This window comes from Proluteimonas luteida (assembly GCF_021191695.1).
Taxonomy (GTDB): domain Bacteria; phylum Pseudomonadota; class Gammaproteobacteria; order Xanthomonadales; family Xanthomonadaceae; genus Luteimonas; species Luteimonas luteida.
Genome location: NZ_JAIWPT010000028.1, coordinates 1 through 15,395 on the forward strand (window position 1 = coordinate 1; position 15,395 = coordinate 15,395).

Annotated in this window: 14 protein-coding genes; 9 read left to right on the forward strand and 5 right to left on the reverse strand. The window is 69.3% G+C overall.

Annotation, left to right across the window (positions count from 1 at the left end; all coding sequences use genetic code 11):
• The first annotated feature begins 221 nt into the window (after window positions 1-221).
• Genes LDO26_RS17225 through LDO26_RS17235 form a run of 3 tightly spaced genes read left to right on the forward strand, consistent with a single transcriptional unit; the run spans window position 222 to window position 2,733 of the window.
• Window positions 222-890, forward strand: coding sequence for an SCO family protein (locus LDO26_RS17225; RefSeq protein WP_232132329.1), 669 nt, complete (start codon window positions 222-224; stop codon window positions 888-890).
• Window positions 887-1,747, forward strand: coding sequence for an archaetidylserine decarboxylase (gene asd, locus LDO26_RS17230; RefSeq protein WP_232132330.1), 861 nt, complete (start codon window positions 887-889; stop codon window positions 1,745-1,747). The genes LDO26_RS17225 and asd overlap by 4 nt, the downstream gene beginning before the upstream one ends.
• A 2-nt stretch (window positions 1,748-1,749) precedes the next feature.
• Entirely contained in the window at window positions 1,750-2,733 is a 984-nt protein-coding gene (locus tag LDO26_RS17235; protein WP_232132331.1) for a hypothetical protein, read from the forward strand.
• A 34-nt stretch (window positions 2,734-2,767) separates the two neighbouring features.
• Here LDO26_RS17235 and LDO26_RS17240 read toward each other — a convergent pair whose 3' ends face one another.
• Window positions 2,768-4,303: a transglycosylase SLT domain-containing protein gene (locus LDO26_RS17240; RefSeq protein WP_232132332.1), complete on the reverse strand. Its 1,536-nt coding sequence runs from the start codon at window positions 4,301-4,303 to the stop codon at window positions 2,768-2,770.
• Between the two features lie 137 nt (window positions 4,304-4,440).
• On the opposite strand from LDO26_RS17240, the gene LDO26_RS17245 reads away from it, so the two are divergent.
• The 3 genes from LDO26_RS17245 (at window position 4,441) to LDO26_RS17255 (ending at window position 7,112) form a co-directional block, all read left to right on the forward strand.
• Window positions 4,441-5,934, forward strand: a complete 1,494-nt coding sequence (locus LDO26_RS17245) for a helicase HerA-like domain-containing protein (RefSeq protein WP_232132333.1) — start codon at window positions 4,441-4,443, stop codon at window positions 5,932-5,934.
• A 25-nt stretch (window positions 5,935-5,959) separates the two neighbouring features.
• Window positions 5,960-6,466: a transcription elongation factor GreB gene (gene greB, locus LDO26_RS17250; protein WP_232132334.1), complete on the forward strand. Its 507-nt coding sequence runs from the start codon at window positions 5,960-5,962 to the stop codon at window positions 6,464-6,466.
• Between the two features lie 295 nt (window positions 6,467-6,761).
• Window positions 6,762-7,112, forward strand: a complete 351-nt coding sequence (locus tag LDO26_RS17255) for a hypothetical protein (protein ID WP_232132335.1) — start codon at window positions 6,762-6,764, stop codon at window positions 7,110-7,112.
• 173 nt (window positions 7,113-7,285) lie between these two features.
• On the opposite strand, the gene LDO26_RS17260 is transcribed toward LDO26_RS17255, so the two are convergent.
• Together LDO26_RS17260 and rimO are read right to left on the reverse strand one after the other, a co-directional pair.
• Window positions 7,286-7,699 carry a hypothetical protein gene (locus tag LDO26_RS17260; protein ID WP_232132336.1) on the reverse strand — a complete coding sequence of 138 codons (414 nt, stop codon included), beginning with the start codon at window positions 7,697-7,699 and terminating at the stop codon, window positions 7,286-7,288.
• The gene (gene rimO, locus LDO26_RS17265; RefSeq protein ID WP_232132337.1) at window positions 7,696-9,066 is read right to left on the reverse strand and encodes a 30S ribosomal protein S12 methylthiotransferase RimO; all 1,371 of its coding nucleotides are present in this window, start codon (window positions 9,064-9,066) and stop codon (window positions 7,696-7,698) included. The genes LDO26_RS17260 and rimO overlap by 4 nt, the downstream gene beginning before the upstream one ends.
• A gap of 201 nt (window positions 9,067-9,267) precedes the next feature.
• Between rimO and LDO26_RS17270 the strand changes: the two genes are divergently transcribed.
• Entirely contained in the window at window positions 9,268-9,942 is a 675-nt protein-coding gene (locus LDO26_RS17270; protein ID WP_232132338.1) for a dienelactone hydrolase family protein, read from the forward strand.
• 14 nt (window positions 9,943-9,956) lie between these two features.
• Window positions 9,957-10,391 carry an HIT domain-containing protein gene (locus tag LDO26_RS17275; RefSeq protein WP_232132339.1) on the forward strand — a complete coding sequence of 145 codons (435 nt, stop codon included), beginning with the start codon at window positions 9,957-9,959 and terminating at the stop codon, window positions 10,389-10,391.
• A gap of 69 nt (window positions 10,392-10,460) precedes the next feature.
• Here LDO26_RS17275 and dcd read toward each other — a convergent pair whose 3' ends face one another.
• Together dcd and apbC are read right to left on the reverse strand one after the other, a co-directional pair.
• Entirely contained in the window at window positions 10,461-11,036 is a 576-nt protein-coding gene (gene dcd / locus LDO26_RS17280) for a dCTP deaminase (RefSeq protein WP_232132340.1), read from the reverse strand.
• Window positions 11,037-11,324: 288 nt separating this feature from the next.
• Window positions 11,325-12,179 carry an iron-sulfur cluster carrier protein ApbC gene (gene apbC / locus LDO26_RS17285; RefSeq protein ID WP_232132341.1) on the reverse strand — a complete coding sequence of 285 codons (855 nt, stop codon included), beginning with the start codon at window positions 12,177-12,179 and terminating at the stop codon, window positions 11,325-11,327.
• A gap of 354 nt (window positions 12,180-12,533) precedes the next feature.
• On the opposite strand from apbC, the gene LDO26_RS17290 reads away from it, so the two are divergent.
• Complete coding sequence (locus LDO26_RS17290) at window positions 12,534-15,329, forward strand: TonB-dependent receptor domain-containing protein (RefSeq protein ID WP_232132342.1); 2,796 nt, start codon at window positions 12,534-12,536, stop codon at window positions 15,327-15,329.
• Window positions 15,330-15,395: the final 66 nt, after the last annotated feature.

Below are 15,395 nucleotides of genomic sequence, written 5' to 3' on the forward strand. Positions count from 1 at the left end.
GGAGCACGTATCGGATCGCCCGGATCGACAGCACGACCCGGACGGTGAACGCGGGCCGTTCGCTCGCATGACCTGTCCACCATGTCTCCGAACAGGTGTCCACCATGTGTCCGGTCCATACACCCGCGCGCGGGAGAGGGGCCAAGGTGTCTTCCGCGTTGCGGAAGACGGGGGGCTTTTTTGGGCAGGTATGATGCCGGTCGCCCGACACGGACTGCCCGATGTTCAACCGCACCACCCTCGTCATCCTCGCCATCGCCCTCGCCGGCGGCCTCGGCCTGCTGGCGGCGCAGAAATTCTTCGCCGCCACCGACCCTGCCCGGTCGCAGCCCGCGCTGCAGGTCGTGCAGCTGTATCCGCAGCCGCGCACGCTGCCGGCGTTCGCACTGCAGCAGTCCGACGGCACCCAGCTGCTGTCTGGCGAACTGGCCGGACACTGGACGCTGGTGTTCATCGGCTTCACCCATTGCCCGGATGTATGCCCGATGACGCTGACCCACCTCGCGCAGGCGCAACGGCAGTGGGAGGCCCTTCCCGAGGCGACCCGCCCGCGGGTGCTCTTCGTCTCGGTCGACCCGGAACGCGACACCCCGGCGGCACTCGGCGAGTACGCGCACGCCTTCCATCGCGACACCCTGGCCGCGACCGCGGACATCGCCACGCTGGAGCAGTTCGCGCGTTCGCTGTCGATGGTGTTCGCGAAGGTGCCGCTCGGCGACAGCGCGCCCGAAGGCGCCTACACCGTCGACCACAGCGCCTCGCTGGCGGTACTCGACCCGCAGGGCCGGATGGCCGGGGTGGTCTCGGGCAGCGTGCTCAATGCAGAGACCCCGCAACCCGACGCGATCGCCGCCGACCTGCTGCGCCTGACCGAAGGCGCCACCCCATGAGCCTCGTCACCACGCTGACCCACGTGCTGCCGCACCGCACACTGTCGTCGCTGGCGCGGCGGCTGGCGTATTCGCAGAATCCGCGCACCCGACGCTGGCTGATCGACACCGTCGTGCGCCGTTTCGGCGTCGACCTGTCGGAAGCGGCGAACCCGGACCCGGCCTCGTACGCCAGCTTCAATGCCTTCTTCACCCGCGCGCTGCGCGACGGCGCGCGCATGCCCGATCCCGATCCCGATGCGCTGCTGATGCCCGCCGACGGCCACATCAGCCAGTGCGGGCCGGTCGACGACGGCCGCATCTTCCAGGCCAAGGGCCAGTCGTTCACCACAGCCGAACTGCTCGGCGGCGAGGAGGACGCCGCGCCGTTCCGGCACGGCAGCTTCGCCACCGTGTACCTGTCGCCGCGCGACTACCACCGCGTGCACATGCCGTGGACCGGCACCCTGCGCGAGACCGTGCACGTGCCCGGGCGGCTGTTCAGCGTCGGCACCGATGCCGTCGCGCGGGTGCCGCGGCTGTTCGCGCGCAACGAGCGGCTGGTCTGCCACTTCGACACCGACTTCGGGCCGATGGTCCAGGTCATGGTCGGCGCGCTGCTGGTGTCGGGCGTGGAGACGGTCTGGAGCGGCGAGGAGATCCCCGCCTACGGCCGCCGCATCACCCGCAAGGACTACCGCGGCCGCGGCATCGTGCTGGCGCGCTTCGCCGAGATGGCGCGGTTCAACTACGGCTCGACGGTGATCACCCTGCTGCCGCCCGACGTCGCCGTGCTCGACCCGTCACTGCATGCCGAGCAGCCGGTGCGGCTGGGCCAGCGGCTGGCGACCCGGCTGCGCTCCCCCGCCTCGCCCTGAGCATGCGCGGGACGGGAACACGCGGCGCACTGCTGGCCGCAGGCGCCGCGCTGCTGGTCGCGCTGGCCGGCTGCGGCCGCAAGAGCGAGGCCGAACAGCTTGCCGCGCTGCGCGACAGCTTCACCTACAAGCGCTACCAGCAGGTCTCCGGACCGGGACTGCCGGCCGCGGTCGACGCCTATCGCAAGGCGTCCGAACTGGCCGGCGAGCCGGTCGCACCGTTCACCGCCAGCGAGCTGTGCACCGCGCGCGTGCTGCTGGCCTATGCCGCGCTGTCGGTCGACAAGCAGACCCTGACGATCGCCGAGTCCGACCTGATCGACCGTCACGACTGCGACACGCTGTCGCGTTTCGCCGCGCAGTCGCTGCGGACCGTCACCTTCCAGCGGCGCGGCTGGCACGCACTGGCGCACGAACACAGCCAGCACGATCCCGCAACGCTCGACGCGGCCCGGCAGGATGCGATGGCGCAGCTGGCAACGCTGCACCTGGTACTGATCTACGCCGGCGTGATGGACAAGCGGTGGGACGGCGTGGTGCTGCAGGTCGAGGGACTGGCCGCGCTGATCGGGACGCCGTGGCTGGGCGACATCGGACGCGCCGCCCTGGACATCCACGAAGGCCGGACACGCGACGGGCTACGACGGATCAAGCGGCTGAGCGAGAACGAGTACGTGCCCACCGAGGTGCGGACCGAACTGGCCGCGTTCATCGCCGCCATCGAAGCGGAGACCGGCAACCTCGACGACTCGGCGACGAAACTGCTGCTGCGCATGACCTGGCTGGCGATGCGCCAGTACGGCCCGGACAGCCTGCGCAAGCTGACCGGCTTCGTCGAGGACAACGCCTGGCGGCGTCTGGCCAGCGCCCCGGCCAACGCGCGCGAACGCCTGGCCGAACACTGGCGCCGCTGGCGTGGCGGCGACGATGCCGATGCCGAAGCGACGTCCGGCGCGGATGCCTGGACGCAGCCGGCCGCCCCGTAGGCCGGCCCCTGCGCCCGATCCGGCTCCGCGTCGTTCAGCGCGTGCAGCCCGCCAGGGTCAGCGTCTGTCCCTGGCGCACCGTGTAGGCCGGCGCCCGCAGGTTGTTGGCGCGCGCCAGCGTCGTGACCTCGCAGCCGTAGCGTTCGGCGATCCGGCCGAGGGTCTCGCCGCGGGCGACCCGATGGGTACGCGCCGGCGGCGGCGTGGCCGGTGCCGGTGCCGCAGCGGGCGCCTGCGCCCGGGGGGCGTCTGCCGCAGCCGCCGGCAACACCTCGACCGCGCCGGTTCGCACCACGCCGGTCCGCGGCACGCCGTTGACCAGCTCCTGCGCCAGCTGCGCGCGCGGGCCGCTGGTGCACCAGCGCCTGTACAGCCCGGCCACGCGCACGGTGCCGTTGAGCGTGGTGCCGCGCGGGATCCAGGCGTCGGCCTCGTAGCTGGGATTGAGGTTGCGCAGCACGCGCATGTAGCCGTCGCGGGTGCCGCCGTTGCCGAGGCAGATCGTCAGCTCGTAGATCGATGCCGGCCGCTCCAGCGTGAATGTCGCCGGCCGCGCGTCGACCTTGGGGAAGGTCAGGCCGTACTGCTCGGGATGCAGGTACAGCCACGCCGCGGCGATGACCATCGGCACGTAGTCCTTGGTCTCGGCCGGGAACTGGTTGAACACCGTCGGGTCCCAGAAGCTGCGGCCGTTGGCCTCGCGGTAGATCCGCAGTGCGCGGCCCTCGCCGCCGTTGTAGGCGGCCAGCCAGTACTCGATCTCCTGGCCATGCTGGGCGAAGCGTTCGTTGAGATAGACCGCGGCGGCGTCGGCGGCGGCGCGCGGGTCGTAGCGGGTATCGAAGCCGCTGCCGTCCGGGCCGAGGCCGAAGCGGCGCCCGGTCGCCGGCATGAACTGCAGCGGCCCCGCGGCACCGGCGCGCGAGCGCGCATGCACGCGGCCGTTGGACTCCTTGGCCAGGATGCCGAACAGCAGCGCCTCCGGCAGGCCGCTGCGCTTGAACGCCGGCGACATCAGGTGCTGCATGTACTGGTAGTTCTCGTGGCTGGTGATCAGCGACACCCGCATGTCGGTCAGCCAGCGGCGGATGCCTTCCTGCACCGCCGGGTTGAGCTGGACCATGCGCACGAAGTTCTCGTCCTCGCGCAGCAGCGACGCCGCGCTGGCGCGCTCGGGCACCGGGCCGGTGGGCATGCCGGTGTCGTCGACGATGGTCAGGTCGCCGTCGTCGCCCGGCACCTGGGCGTCGGCATCGGCCTTGAGCAGCCGCTTGTAGCTGGTCAGCAGCTGCGACAGGCTGCAGCCGCGTTGCTGTTCGCAGGCGACCATGATGTCTTCCATGTCCTCGAGCGCGGCGTTGCTGGCGTCGAGCCCGGCGGGGTCGTCGTTGGCCACCTGCAGCAGCGCTTCGCGGTAGCGGGCCTCGGCGGCGAGCATGCGCTGCTGCAGCGCCTCGGCGGCCTCGCGGTCGCGGCGCGACTGCGCCTGGGCATCGGTGGCGAGGCAGCCCAGCGCCAGCACGGTGGCGATGGCGCAGCTGCGTGCCAGCAGGTTCAGGGGACGGGACATTCGGATCCGGGATCGGCCAGGGGCCGGCAGGGTAGCCCCCGCCGTCGCGGCGCGGCAAGACGACACGCGCGGAGCGTGACCAGTGGCTAGAATCCACGGACACTTTTCTTCCCTTTCCTTCCCCGCACGGAACCTCCATGGACCCGATCTTCGTCGGCAAGGCCGTCACCACGCCCACCTCCGGGCCCGTCTACCTGCTGCCGAAGTTCGGCAACCGCCACGGGCTGGTCGCCGGCGCCACCGGCACCGGCAAGACGGTGACGCTGATGACGCTGGCCGAGGGGTTCTCGCGGATCGGCGTGCCGGTGTTCATGGCCGACGTCAAGGGCGACGTCGCCGGGCTGGCGGTGGCCGGCGACATCGGCGAGAAGCTGCAGCAGCGCGCCGCCGAGCTCGGCATCGACGGCTACGCGGGCGAGGCCAGCCCGGTGCTGTTCTGGGACCTGTACGGCAAGTCCGGCCACCCGGTGCGCACCACCGTCAGCGAGATGGGCCCGACCCTGCTCGGCCGCATCCTCGAACTCAACGACACCCAGTCCGGGGTGCTCGACATCGTGTTCAAGCTGGCCGACGACCGCGGTCTGCTGCTGCTCGACCTCGACGACCTGCGCGCGCTGCTGAACCTGGTCGCCGAGGAGCGCAAGACGGTCTCGACCGAGTACGGCCTGGTCAGCGCCCAGTCGATCGCCGCGATCCAGCGCGCGCTGCTGCGGCTCGACCAGGACGGCGGCCAGCACTTCTTCGGCGAGCCGGCGCTGGAACTGGCCGACCTGATGCGCACCAGCACCAACGGCCGCGGCGTCATCGGCATCCTCGCCGCCGACCAGCTGGTGCTCAAGCCGCGCCTGTACTCGACCTTCCTGCTGTGGCTGCTGTCGGAGCTGTTCGAGACGCTGCCGGAAGTCGGCGACCTGGACAAGCCGAAGCTGGTGTTCGTGTTCGACGAGGCCCACCTGCTGTTCAACGATGCCCCGGCCGCGCTGCAGCAGCGCGTCGAGCAGGTGGTGCGGCTGGTGCGCTCCAAGGGCGTGGGCGTGTACTTCTGCTCGCAGTTCCCCGACGACGTGCCGGGCAACATCCTCGGCCAGCTCGGCAACCGCGTGCAGCACGCCCTGCGCGCCTTCACCCCGCGCGACCAGAAGGCGGTGCGCACCGCGGCCGAGACCTTCGTCCCGAACCCGGCGCTGGATGTCGCCAGCGCGATCTCGCAGCTCGGCACCGGCGAGGCCTTGACCTCGATGCTGCTCGACAAGGGCGTGCCGGCACCGGTCGAGCGCACCCTGATCGCGCCGCCGCGCTGCCGCATGGGCGCGATCACCGATGCCGAACGCCAGCAGGTACGCAACGGCAGCCCGGTCGGCGGCAAGTACGACACCGCGGTCAACCGCGAGTCGGCCGCCGAGCTGCTGGCCCGGCGCGCCCAGGCGGCGACCGACGAGGCGGCCGCGCCGCCGGCCAAGGGCAGCGGGAAGCAGGCCGCCGAGGAAGGCGGCATCGGCCGCACGATCAACGAGTTCCTGTTCGGCACCAGCCGCCGCCAGGGCGTGGTGCAGGCCGCCGGCAAGCAGGCCACGCGCACGATCACCAACCGCATCGTCCGCAACATCCTCGGCAGCATCAAGCTCAAGTGATGGATCGCGGGACGGAAATCGCGCGATGAGCCGCTGGCGCCCGCCGCCGGAGAAGAGCACCGCACTGGTGACGCCCGCCGGCCATGCCCGGCTGAAGGCCGAGCTGGACGACCTGTGGCGCGTGCGCCGGCCCGAGGTCGTGCGCGCCCTGTCGGCTGCCGCGGCCGAGGGCGACCGCTCCGAGAACGCCGAGTACACCTACCGCAAGAAGCAGCTCGGCGAGATCGACCGGCGCGTGCGCTACCTGAGCAGGCGGCTGGAGGCGCTGAAGGTCGTCGACACGGTGCCGAGCGACCCCGATGCGGTGTTCTTCGGCGCCCGTGTCGAGGTCGAGCATCTCGACAGCGGCGAGCTGTCGCGCTACCGCATCGTCGGTCCCGACGAGACCGATGCCAGACAGGGCTGGATCAGCATCGATTCGCCGCTGGCGCGCGCGATGCTGAAGAAGCGCATCGACGACGAGTTCGAGGCGGCGCTGCCGGGCGGCATCGCGCGCTTCGCCGTGGTCGCGGTCGACTACGACAGCGACTGACGCCCGCATGGGCCGGTCCGGACATCGCCACGGCATATCCGCCCGCCGCAGGGCCGCGTGGCGGCCTCGCCTGCTCGCAGTGGTGCTTGCGGCAATGGCCCTGACGGCTTGCGGACGCGATTCCCCGCCACCGCCCGCCGGGTCCGCCGCGCCCATCGCGGGTGCGGCGGCGCCTCCCGCCCTGCCGGACGCGGAAGCGACGAAACGCCAGGCCCACGCCGCGCTCGCGCGCCAACTGCGCGCCTTCCCGGTCCAGCGCACCCCGGCCGCACACGACGGCCCGACCTCCGCCCGCATGGCTGCCGATGACGAACGCCTGCGGCTCGGCGCGTTCTGGAGGGTCCGCACCGACACCCATCATTTCAATGCCGACTTCCACGCCCGCGCCGAGGCGGTGCTGGCATTGCCCGGCGACGGCAGCACCGCCGCCGACGCCGCGCTGCGGCGACTGCTCGACACCGTCGATCGCCGCCTGCCGGCGTGGCAGGCACTGGTCGACTACAACGCCGCGGAACGCATGCGCGACGACGGCGGTGAGGGCGGCCGGCAACTGCTGCCGGGCTGCATCGCCGCGATCGACGCGATCGAGGCCGCGGCATGGGCCTATATCGAAACGGCCACCGACCGCACGCCTGACCACGCGTAGGAACGCGCGCGGAGACCACGGGGGCACCGCGTACGTCGGCGGCGTGAGGCCGACCTGCCGTCGCGCAATGCCTTCGGGCCACGGCGGACGCTGCCGGACTCCGCAGTCGCGCCTCCCGGCCGCCCGTAGGTCGGGGCGATGCCCCCGACACTGCAGTGCGAGGCGCTCCGCGATCAGTCGACGCGCTGCATCTCGAAGATGCCCGAGTCGGACACGGCGGTGAAATAACCCGTCGTCGAGGTGAAGTCCTTGTCCTCGAACCGCGTGCCCGGTGCCACGCTGCACAGCAGGAACGCGGGCGAGACCGCACATTGCAGGCCCGCTTCCGGGGCCACGCCCGGGAACAGCCCGGCCAGCTCGAGCCCGGTGACCGGCAGCAGCGCCAGGCCTTCGCCGCGGAACCGCGCCAGCCAGCCGCGGCCTTCCGCCGTCACCCGCAACTCCCCGCCCACGGGCATGCCCGCAGCCGCATCGCCGACCGGGCGGTAGACGCCGCTAAGCCGGTCCAGCGCACTCGCCTGCGGCGACGTCAGCGCGCAGGCCAGCAACAAGGCGACCGGTGCATGCTTCATCAGTGCGCGCTTCACGCGTCCTCCTCCACGGCCTCGCCAAAGAGGTCGTGCTCGTCGCTGCCGAGGATCTCGACGTCGACGAAATCCCCGGGCTGCAGGCCCGCATCGCGACCGTTCTGGATCTGTACCACGCCGTCGATCTCCGGTGCGTCGGCCATCGAGCGGGCGATCGCCAGCTCGCCGTCGACCACGTCGACCAGGCAGGTCTGGATCGTACCGACGCGGGCTTCGAGCTTCGCGGCCGAGATCACCGCCTGCTTCTCCATGAAGCGCGCCAGACGTTCCTGCTTCACTTCCTCGGGCACCGGGTCAGGCAGCGCGTTCGCGCCCGCGCCGTCGACCGGCGAATAGGCGAACGCGCCGACGCGGTCGAGCTGGACCTCGTCGAGGAAATCCAGCAGTTCCTCGAACTCGGCCTCGGTCTCGCCCGGGAAACCGACGATGAACGTGCTGCGGATCGCGATGTCCGGGCAGACCTCGCGCCAGCGCGCGATGCGCTCGCGGGTCTTGTCGATCGCGCCAGGGCGCTTCATCAGCTTCAGCACGCGCGGGCTGGCATGCTGCAGCGGGATGTCGAGATACGGCAGCAGCTTCGGCATGCCATCGGCATGGCACTCGGCCATCAGCGGGATGATGTCGTCGACGTGCGGGTACGGGTACACGTAGTGCAGGCGGGTCCAGACGTTGAGCTCGGACAGGCCCTCGCACAGCGCCTTCATCCGCGTCTGCCAGGCCCTGTCGCGCCAGTTGCGCTCGGCATAGCGCACGTCGACGCCATAGGCCGAGGTGTCCTGCGAGATCACCAGCAGCTCACGCACGCCGCCGCGCACCAGCCGCTCGGCCTCGCGCAGCACCTCGTCGACCGGCCGCGACACCAGGTCGCCGCGCATCGACGGGATGATGCAGAAGCTGCAGCGGTGGTTGCAGCCCTCGGAGATCTTCAGGTAGGCGTAGTGCCGCGGCGTGAGCTTGATGCCGACGTCGTCGTCGGCCGCGCGCCGCGGCACCAGGTCGATGAACGGGTCGTGCTTCGGCGGCAGCGCGGTGTGCACGGCGCGCATCACCGAGCCGTAGTCCTGCGGCCCACTGATCGACAGCACGTCCGGATGGGCGTCGCGGATCATGGTCTCGCGCTTGCCCAGGCAGCCGGTGACGATGACCCGACCGTTCTCCGCGATCGCCTCGCCGATCGCATCCAGCGATTCGGTCACCGCCGAATCGATGAAGCCGCAGGTGTTGACGACGACGACGTCGGCATCGTCGTAGCTCTGGACGATGTCGTAGCCCTCGACCCGCAACTGGGTGAGGATGCGTTCGGAGTCGACCAGCGCCTTCGGACAACCGAGGCTGACGAAACCGACCTTGGGATTGGCTGCGGACATGCGGACCCGTGGCTGGAGGCAGGACTGAAGGGCGCGTTCGACTCCCGATCACCGGCGCCCACCCCGCGGATGGACCGGCGACCGGGGAACCGGCGCGGGCAGATCGACCGCGCAGTATACCGCCGCGCCGCCCACGCCCCCGCACGGCGCGTTCCCGCCGCGGTATAGACTGGGGCGCACCCGCGACCGACGAGGCAGACCATGGGCCGTGACATCGCCGTGACCACGCCTTCCGGGCTTGTCGACGCCTGGCGCGCGGACCCGCCCTACGGCGCCGCCGCGCAGGGCGCGATCCTGGTCGTGCAGGAGATCTTCGGCGTCAACGCGCATATCCGCAGCGTGGCCGACGGATTCGCCGCCGCCGGCTACACCGCGCTGGCACCGGCGCTGTTCGACCCCGTCGCCCGCAATGTCGAGCTCGGCTACGACGACGCCGGCTTCGCGCGCGGCCGCGCGCTGGTCGAAGAACTGGGCACCGACCGCGCCCTCGGCATCCTCGCCGCCTGCCGCGCGCTGCTGCAGGCCGAGGGACACCGCCACATCGCCGTCGTCGGCTTCTGCTGGGGCGGCAGCCTCGCGTTCCTGGCCAACACCCGGCTCGGCCTGCCCGCGGTCAGCTACTACGGCGCGCGCACCATGCCGTTCATCGACGAGCCGTTGCGCGCGCAGATGCTGTTCCACTTCGGCCGCGACGACCCCAGCATCCCGCCGGGCGACATCCAGCGGCACCGCGAACGCCACCCGGACGCCGAGGTCCACGTCCACGCCGGCGGACACGCCTTCAACCGCGATGTCGATCCGCGCCACTACAACGCCGACAGCGCCGCGACCGCACGCCGCCAGACCCTGAAGTTCCTGAAGTCGGCGCTGCGCTGACCCGGAGGCCCCCGATGAACCGACAGCCGGACCCGAACGCGCCCTACACCCTCGATCCACGGCTGGCCGACGATACCCATCCCGTCGCCACCCTGGCGCTGTGCGAACTGCGGTTGATGGACGACGCCAACTATCCGTGGCTGGTCCTGGTGCCGCGCGTGGCCGACGCACGCGAGATGATCGACCTCGACCAGGCGCAGCGGCGCCAGCTGACCGAGGAGATCGACCTGACCGCGAGGCTGGTCCGCGACGTGTTCCGGCCGTTCAAGCTCAACATCGCCGCGCTCGGCAACCTGGTGCCGCAACTGCACGTGCACGTGATCGGCCGCAACCAGGACGACCCGGCCTGGCCGACGCCGGTGTGGGGCCGCGTCGCCGCACGGCCGTATTCGCCCGAGCAACTCGTCGCGCGTGTCGCGCAATTGCAGGCGGCGCTGCCGCCCTTCTGAAACCGCGCACGCGCACCACCCGCGTGCCGGCGATGAAATCATGGCCGCAGCGGCGGATCGGGAAACTGCTCAGGTGCGCGGCAGGGTCACGCCGGTCTGGCCCTGGTACTTGCCGCCGCGGTCCCGGTACGAGGTCTCGCAGACGTCGTCCGCATCCGACTGGAAGAACAGCATCTGCGCCACGCCCTCGTTGGCGTAGATGCGCGCCGGCAGCGGCGTCGTATTGCTGAATTCCAGCGTGACGTGGCCTTCCCATTCCGGCTCCAGCGGCGTCACGTTGACGATGATGCCGCAGCGCGCATAGGTGCTCTTGCCCAGGCACACGACCAGCACGTCGCGCGGAATGCGGAAGTACTCGACGGTACGCGCCAGGGCGAAGGAATTGGGCGGAATGATGCACTCGTCCGCCTCGACGTCGACGAAGCTGCCCGGATCGAAGCGCTTCGGGTCGACGATCGTCGAGTTGATGTTGGTGAAGATCTTGAACTCGCGCGAGCAGCGCACGTCGTAGCCGTAGCTCGAGGTGCCGTAGCTGACGATGCGCTGGCCGTCGGCATGCTTGACCTGCCCGACCTCGAACGGCTCGATCATGCCGCCGGGCTGTTCGGACATGCGGCGGATCCAGCGGTCGCTCTTGATGCTCATGCGATGTTCCCTGCGGCCCCAGTGGCCCGAAGCCCCGCATTGTAGGATGCGCCCCGCCACGCCGCATCCGTCCTGCCCCTGATCGGGCCCGGCATCCGCGCCATGGATGGTCCCCTCGGCACCGCGGGCGTGGCCACGCCCCCGACCGCGTGAACCCGGACACCGCGCACGTCGGCCGCGTGGGATCGACCTACGGGATCAGGGCGACCGTCTTTCCCGACCATCGGCCCAGCGCAAAGCCCTTGTCAGGACAGGTTCGCGACCAGCTCGCTCCGTGGCCGACACGCCCTACACCAGCGACGCCGAAATCGACCTCGCTGCACGCGGCCGCTTCTCCAGCTCCGCCACCAGATTGCGCGCGGCCTGCCGATAGGCCTGCGCCGCCGGCGAATCGGGCGCGGAAGCGACGATCGGCACGCCGGCATCGCCCTGCTCGCGGATGCCGATCTCCAGCGGCAGCGACCCGAGCAGCGGCACCCCGTACTGCGCCGCCATGCGCTCGCCGCCGCCGGCACCGAACAGATGCTCGACGTGCCCGCAGTTCGAGCACACGTGCTGGGCCATGTTCTCGATGATTCCCAGCACCGCGACCTCGACCTTCTCGAACATCCGCAGGGCCTTGCGCGCATCCAGCGTCGCCACGTCCTGCGGCGTGGTCACGATGACCGCGCCGGCCACCGGGATCTTCTGCGCCAGGGTCAGCTGGATGTCGCCGGTCCCCGGCGGCAGGTCGACGACCAGGTAGTCCAGGCCTTCGTCGCCGCCCCACAGCGTCTCGTTGAGCAGCTGGGTGAGCGCGGAGGTCGCCATCGGCCCGCGCCAGATCATCGGCGTATCGGCCTCGACCAGGAACCCGATCGACATCGCCTCGATCCCGTGCGCCCGCATCGGCGTGATCGACTTGCCGTCCGGGCTGTCCGGCTTGCCCGAGAGCCCCAGCATCGTCGGAATGCTCGGCCCGTAGACATCGGCGTCCAGCACCCCGACCCGCGCCCCGTCGGCCGCGAGCGCCAGCGCCAGGTTCACGGAAGTCGTTGATTTCCCGACGCCTCCCTTCCCCGCGCCGATGGCGACGAGGTTGCGGATGCGGGGGTGTGGCGAGAGCGCGCCCTGGACGGCGCGCGAATGGACGGCAAGGGACATGGGCAACAAGAACGGGATGCGGAGGCCGTGAACCGTGCGCCAGCGGCGCCGTCCGGGACCTTGTGGCGGGACCGCATTCTAGCGGCAAGCACGAGAACCGCTTGGGGAAGATCATGAAAGCCATACCACCAGACAGTTGCAAATGTTGGGGACCTGTGGCAGTAATGTTAACCGTCTGTTAAGTGCATGCACCGGGGATGAACTGTATGTGCGCCGGCGAAGGACCGCAGGCATCTCGATGGACGTACTCGACTGAAATTCTTTAGGGGATCCAATCCAATGTCTGACCGCAATCGCCTCGTCCCGAGGTTCAACCAGCTCAGTGCCGCACTCGCAAGCGCACTGATGCTTTCCGTGGCCGCGCCCGCCTTCGCCCAGGAAGAAGTAGTGGAAGTGGACGAGGAGATCGTCACGACCACGACCGCATCGGGAGAGTCGCGTACCCTCGATACCGTCACGGTCGTCGGCTCGCGCATCAAGCGCGCCGAGATCGAAGGCCCGGCGCCTGTGACCGTCTTCACCCGCGCCGACATCGATCGCGAGGGCTTCCAGACCGTCGGCGACATGCTGCAGACGCTGAACCAGCAGAGCACCGCCAACTTCACCGGCGATCTGGCCGTTACCGGATTCACACCCAATGCCCAGGTCGTCAACCTGCGTGGCATGGGCCCGGGCTATACGCTGACGCTCATCAACGGCCGCCGCCCGCCGGACTATCCGCAGCCCTACAACCGCGACAACAACGTCGTCAACGTGCGCGCGATCCCGATGGCAATCGTCGAACGGATCGAAATCCTCACCGGCGGCGCCTCGGCCATCTATGGCTCCGACGCGGTGGCTGGCGTGGTCAATATCGTGACCCGCAAGAATTATGACGGCAACCAGCTCCGCGTTACTGCCGGCACCACGGCCGAGGGTGGCGGTGATTCCGCCTCCTTCGAGTTCACCGGCGGCGCCACCGGCGACCGCTGGAGCGCCCTGTACGCGCTGCAGTACAACGCCAAGGAGCCGGTCTTCGCGACCCAGCGTCGCTTCCTGGCCGACACCCGCAACAATCCCTATGGACTGGCCGTCAACCCGAACCTGGCACTGGTGGCCCTCAGCCTCGGCGGCGTGGCGGCTGCACCGAACCACAACGCCATCTACGACGCGGCAGCATGCGATGCCTTCGGCTACACCACGGTGACGACCGAAGCCCGCGGCACCTACTGCGGCAGTTACACCCAGCCGGCTTCCCGCTCGATCTCCAACAAGGAAGACACCTGGGCGGGCTATCTGTCGGGTACGTTCGACATCAGTGACGACGTGCAGATGTACGGCAGCCTGTCGCTGTACAAGTCCAATGCCTCGTCCAGCAGCGGTACCGAATTCTGGGGAACGTCCGGGGACCGCTTCACCGCCACGCCGTCCGGCGCCGCGACCGGCTATTACTACGATGCCGCCTACGGCGATTACTTCCAGCTGCAGCGCGTGTTCAATCCGTTCGAACTCGGCGGCAACGAAGCCGCGACCACGCTTTACGACGAAAAGACCTACGACATCACCTTCGGCTTCAATGGTTCGCTCGGACGTTTCGACTGGGAAGCCAGCGCGAACTACGGCAAGTACGAATACGAAAACGATCGCCCCCGCCTGCTCGCCAAAGCCGTCCACGATTACTTCCTTGGGCCGCAGCTGGGCAATCTGGCGAATGGCGTGCCGGTGTACGAGCTGAACCTCGACCGCTGGAACAGCCCCATCACCCCGGAGATCTACCAGTCGTTCGCGACACGGGTGAAGAACGTGTCCGACACCTCGGCGGCCACGATCAACTTCAACATCGCCGGCGACCTGTTCGACCTGCCGGCAGGTCCGCTCAGCTTCGCGGCCGTACTCGAAGGTACCCGCCAGACGCAGGACCTGCGAAGCGACCCGCGTACCGACCAGTTGCGTCCGATCGACGATCAGACGATCTACAACCTGACCAGCTCCGGCGCCACCGACGGCGAACGCGACCGCTACGCGCTGGGCGTCGAGTTCCGCGTGCCGATCCTCGACTCGCTGACGGCCAACATCGCCGGTCGCTACGACAAGTACGACGACATCACCGCCGTCGACGGGGCGTTTACCAAGAACTTCGGCCTCGAGTGGCGTCCCTTCTCCAGCCTGCTGCTGCGCGGTTCATACGCGACCAGCTTCCGTGCGCCGGATATGCAGATGGTCTACGCACAGGGCGCGGCAGGGTATTCGACCGTTCTCGACGAATATGCATGCCGCTCCGGCAATTACCTGGGCCAGACCGGCGGGCCGCGTACCGTCGTGGACTGCAACCAGAACGGCGACGTGACCGTCTACCAGTCGCAGAGCCGAACCGCCGGCAACCCGTTGCTGAAGGAAGAGGAAGGCGAGAGCTGGGGCTATGGCTTCGTGTGGGACATCATCGACGACATGTCGCTGTCCGTTGACTACTACCGGATCCGCCTCGAGGACAAGGCCAGCCAGGTCACGGCCTCGTACATCCTCCAGAACGAGGCAAACTGCCGCCTGGGCGTCTACCGCGACGGTTCGCCGTTCCCGAACGGTCCGGATTCGGCGTTCTGCCAGAACATCTACTCGCTGATCACGCGTACCGACGCACCCGGCACCTCGCTGGATGGCCGCCTCCAGTCCCTCAATACCGCGTACATCAACACGGCGTATCAGGACGTGAGCGGCGTCGATGCAAACTTCCGCTACCGCCTCGATACCGATCGCATTGGCCGATTCGACATCGACCTCGGTTACACGATCCGCCTCACCGACAAGTCCAAGCAGTTCGCAGACGATGAACTCGTGGACTACCGCGACATGTGGGATTACGACCCGCGTTCGCGTGTGCGTGGTTCGCTGGGCTGGAGCTACGACGACTGGACCGTCACCCTGTTCGGCAGCCGCCTCGGCGCGAACCAGAACTGGGCCGAAACCAGCCGCCTGAAGCCGTACATCACCTACAACCTGCAGGTCGGACACCAGTTCACGCCCAACACCAAGGTCGAGTTCACGGCGATCAACCTGCTGGACAACCAGTATCGCTTCGACGACACCTATACCGCCTACCCGTACTTCTACGCATACAACGGTGCCGACCCGCTGGGTCGCCGCTTCTACGTGAGCCTGACGCACAAGTTCTGACCCTCTTCAGGTTCAGCAACGGAAAAGCCCGGTTTTTGCCGGGCTTTTCTTTGATCAAACATGCCA

Coding starts and splice junctions, on each gene's coding strand:
- LDO26_RS17225 (WP_232132329.1), top strand. CDS start 222: ATGTTCAACCGCACCACCCTCGTCATCCTCGCCATCGCCCTCGCCGGC.
- LDO26_RS17275 (WP_232132339.1), top strand. CDS start 9,957: ATGAACCGACAGCCGGACCCGAACGCGCCCTACACCCTCGATCCACGG.
- LDO26_RS17240 (WP_232132332.1), bottom strand. CDS start 4,303: ATGTCCCGTCCCCTGAACCTGCTGGCACGCAGCTGCGCCATCGCCACC.
- LDO26_RS17270 (WP_232132338.1), top strand. CDS start 9,268: ATGGGCCGTGACATCGCCGTGACCACGCCTTCCGGGCTTGTCGACGCC.
- asd (WP_232132330.1), top strand. CDS start 887: ATGAGCCTCGTCACCACGCTGACCCACGTGCTGCCGCACCGCACACTG.
- LDO26_RS17235 (WP_232132331.1), top strand. CDS start 1,750: ATGCGCGGGACGGGAACACGCGGCGCACTGCTGGCCGCAGGCGCCGCG.
- greB (WP_232132334.1), top strand. CDS start 5,960: ATGAGCCGCTGGCGCCCGCCGCCGGAGAAGAGCACCGCACTGGTGACG.
- apbC (WP_232132341.1), bottom strand. CDS start 12,179: ATGTCCCTTGCCGTCCATTCGCGCGCCGTCCAGGGCGCGCTCTCGCCA.
- rimO (WP_232132337.1), bottom strand. CDS start 9,066: ATGTCCGCAGCCAATCCCAAGGTCGGTTTCGTCAGCCTCGGTTGTCCG.
- LDO26_RS17255 (WP_232132335.1), top strand. CDS start 6,762: ATGGCTGCCGATGACGAACGCCTGCGGCTCGGCGCGTTCTGGAGGGTC.
- LDO26_RS17245 (WP_232132333.1), top strand. CDS start 4,441: ATGGACCCGATCTTCGTCGGCAAGGCCGTCACCACGCCCACCTCCGGG.
- dcd (WP_232132340.1), bottom strand. CDS start 11,036: ATGAGCATCAAGAGCGACCGCTGGATCCGCCGCATGTCCGAACAGCCC.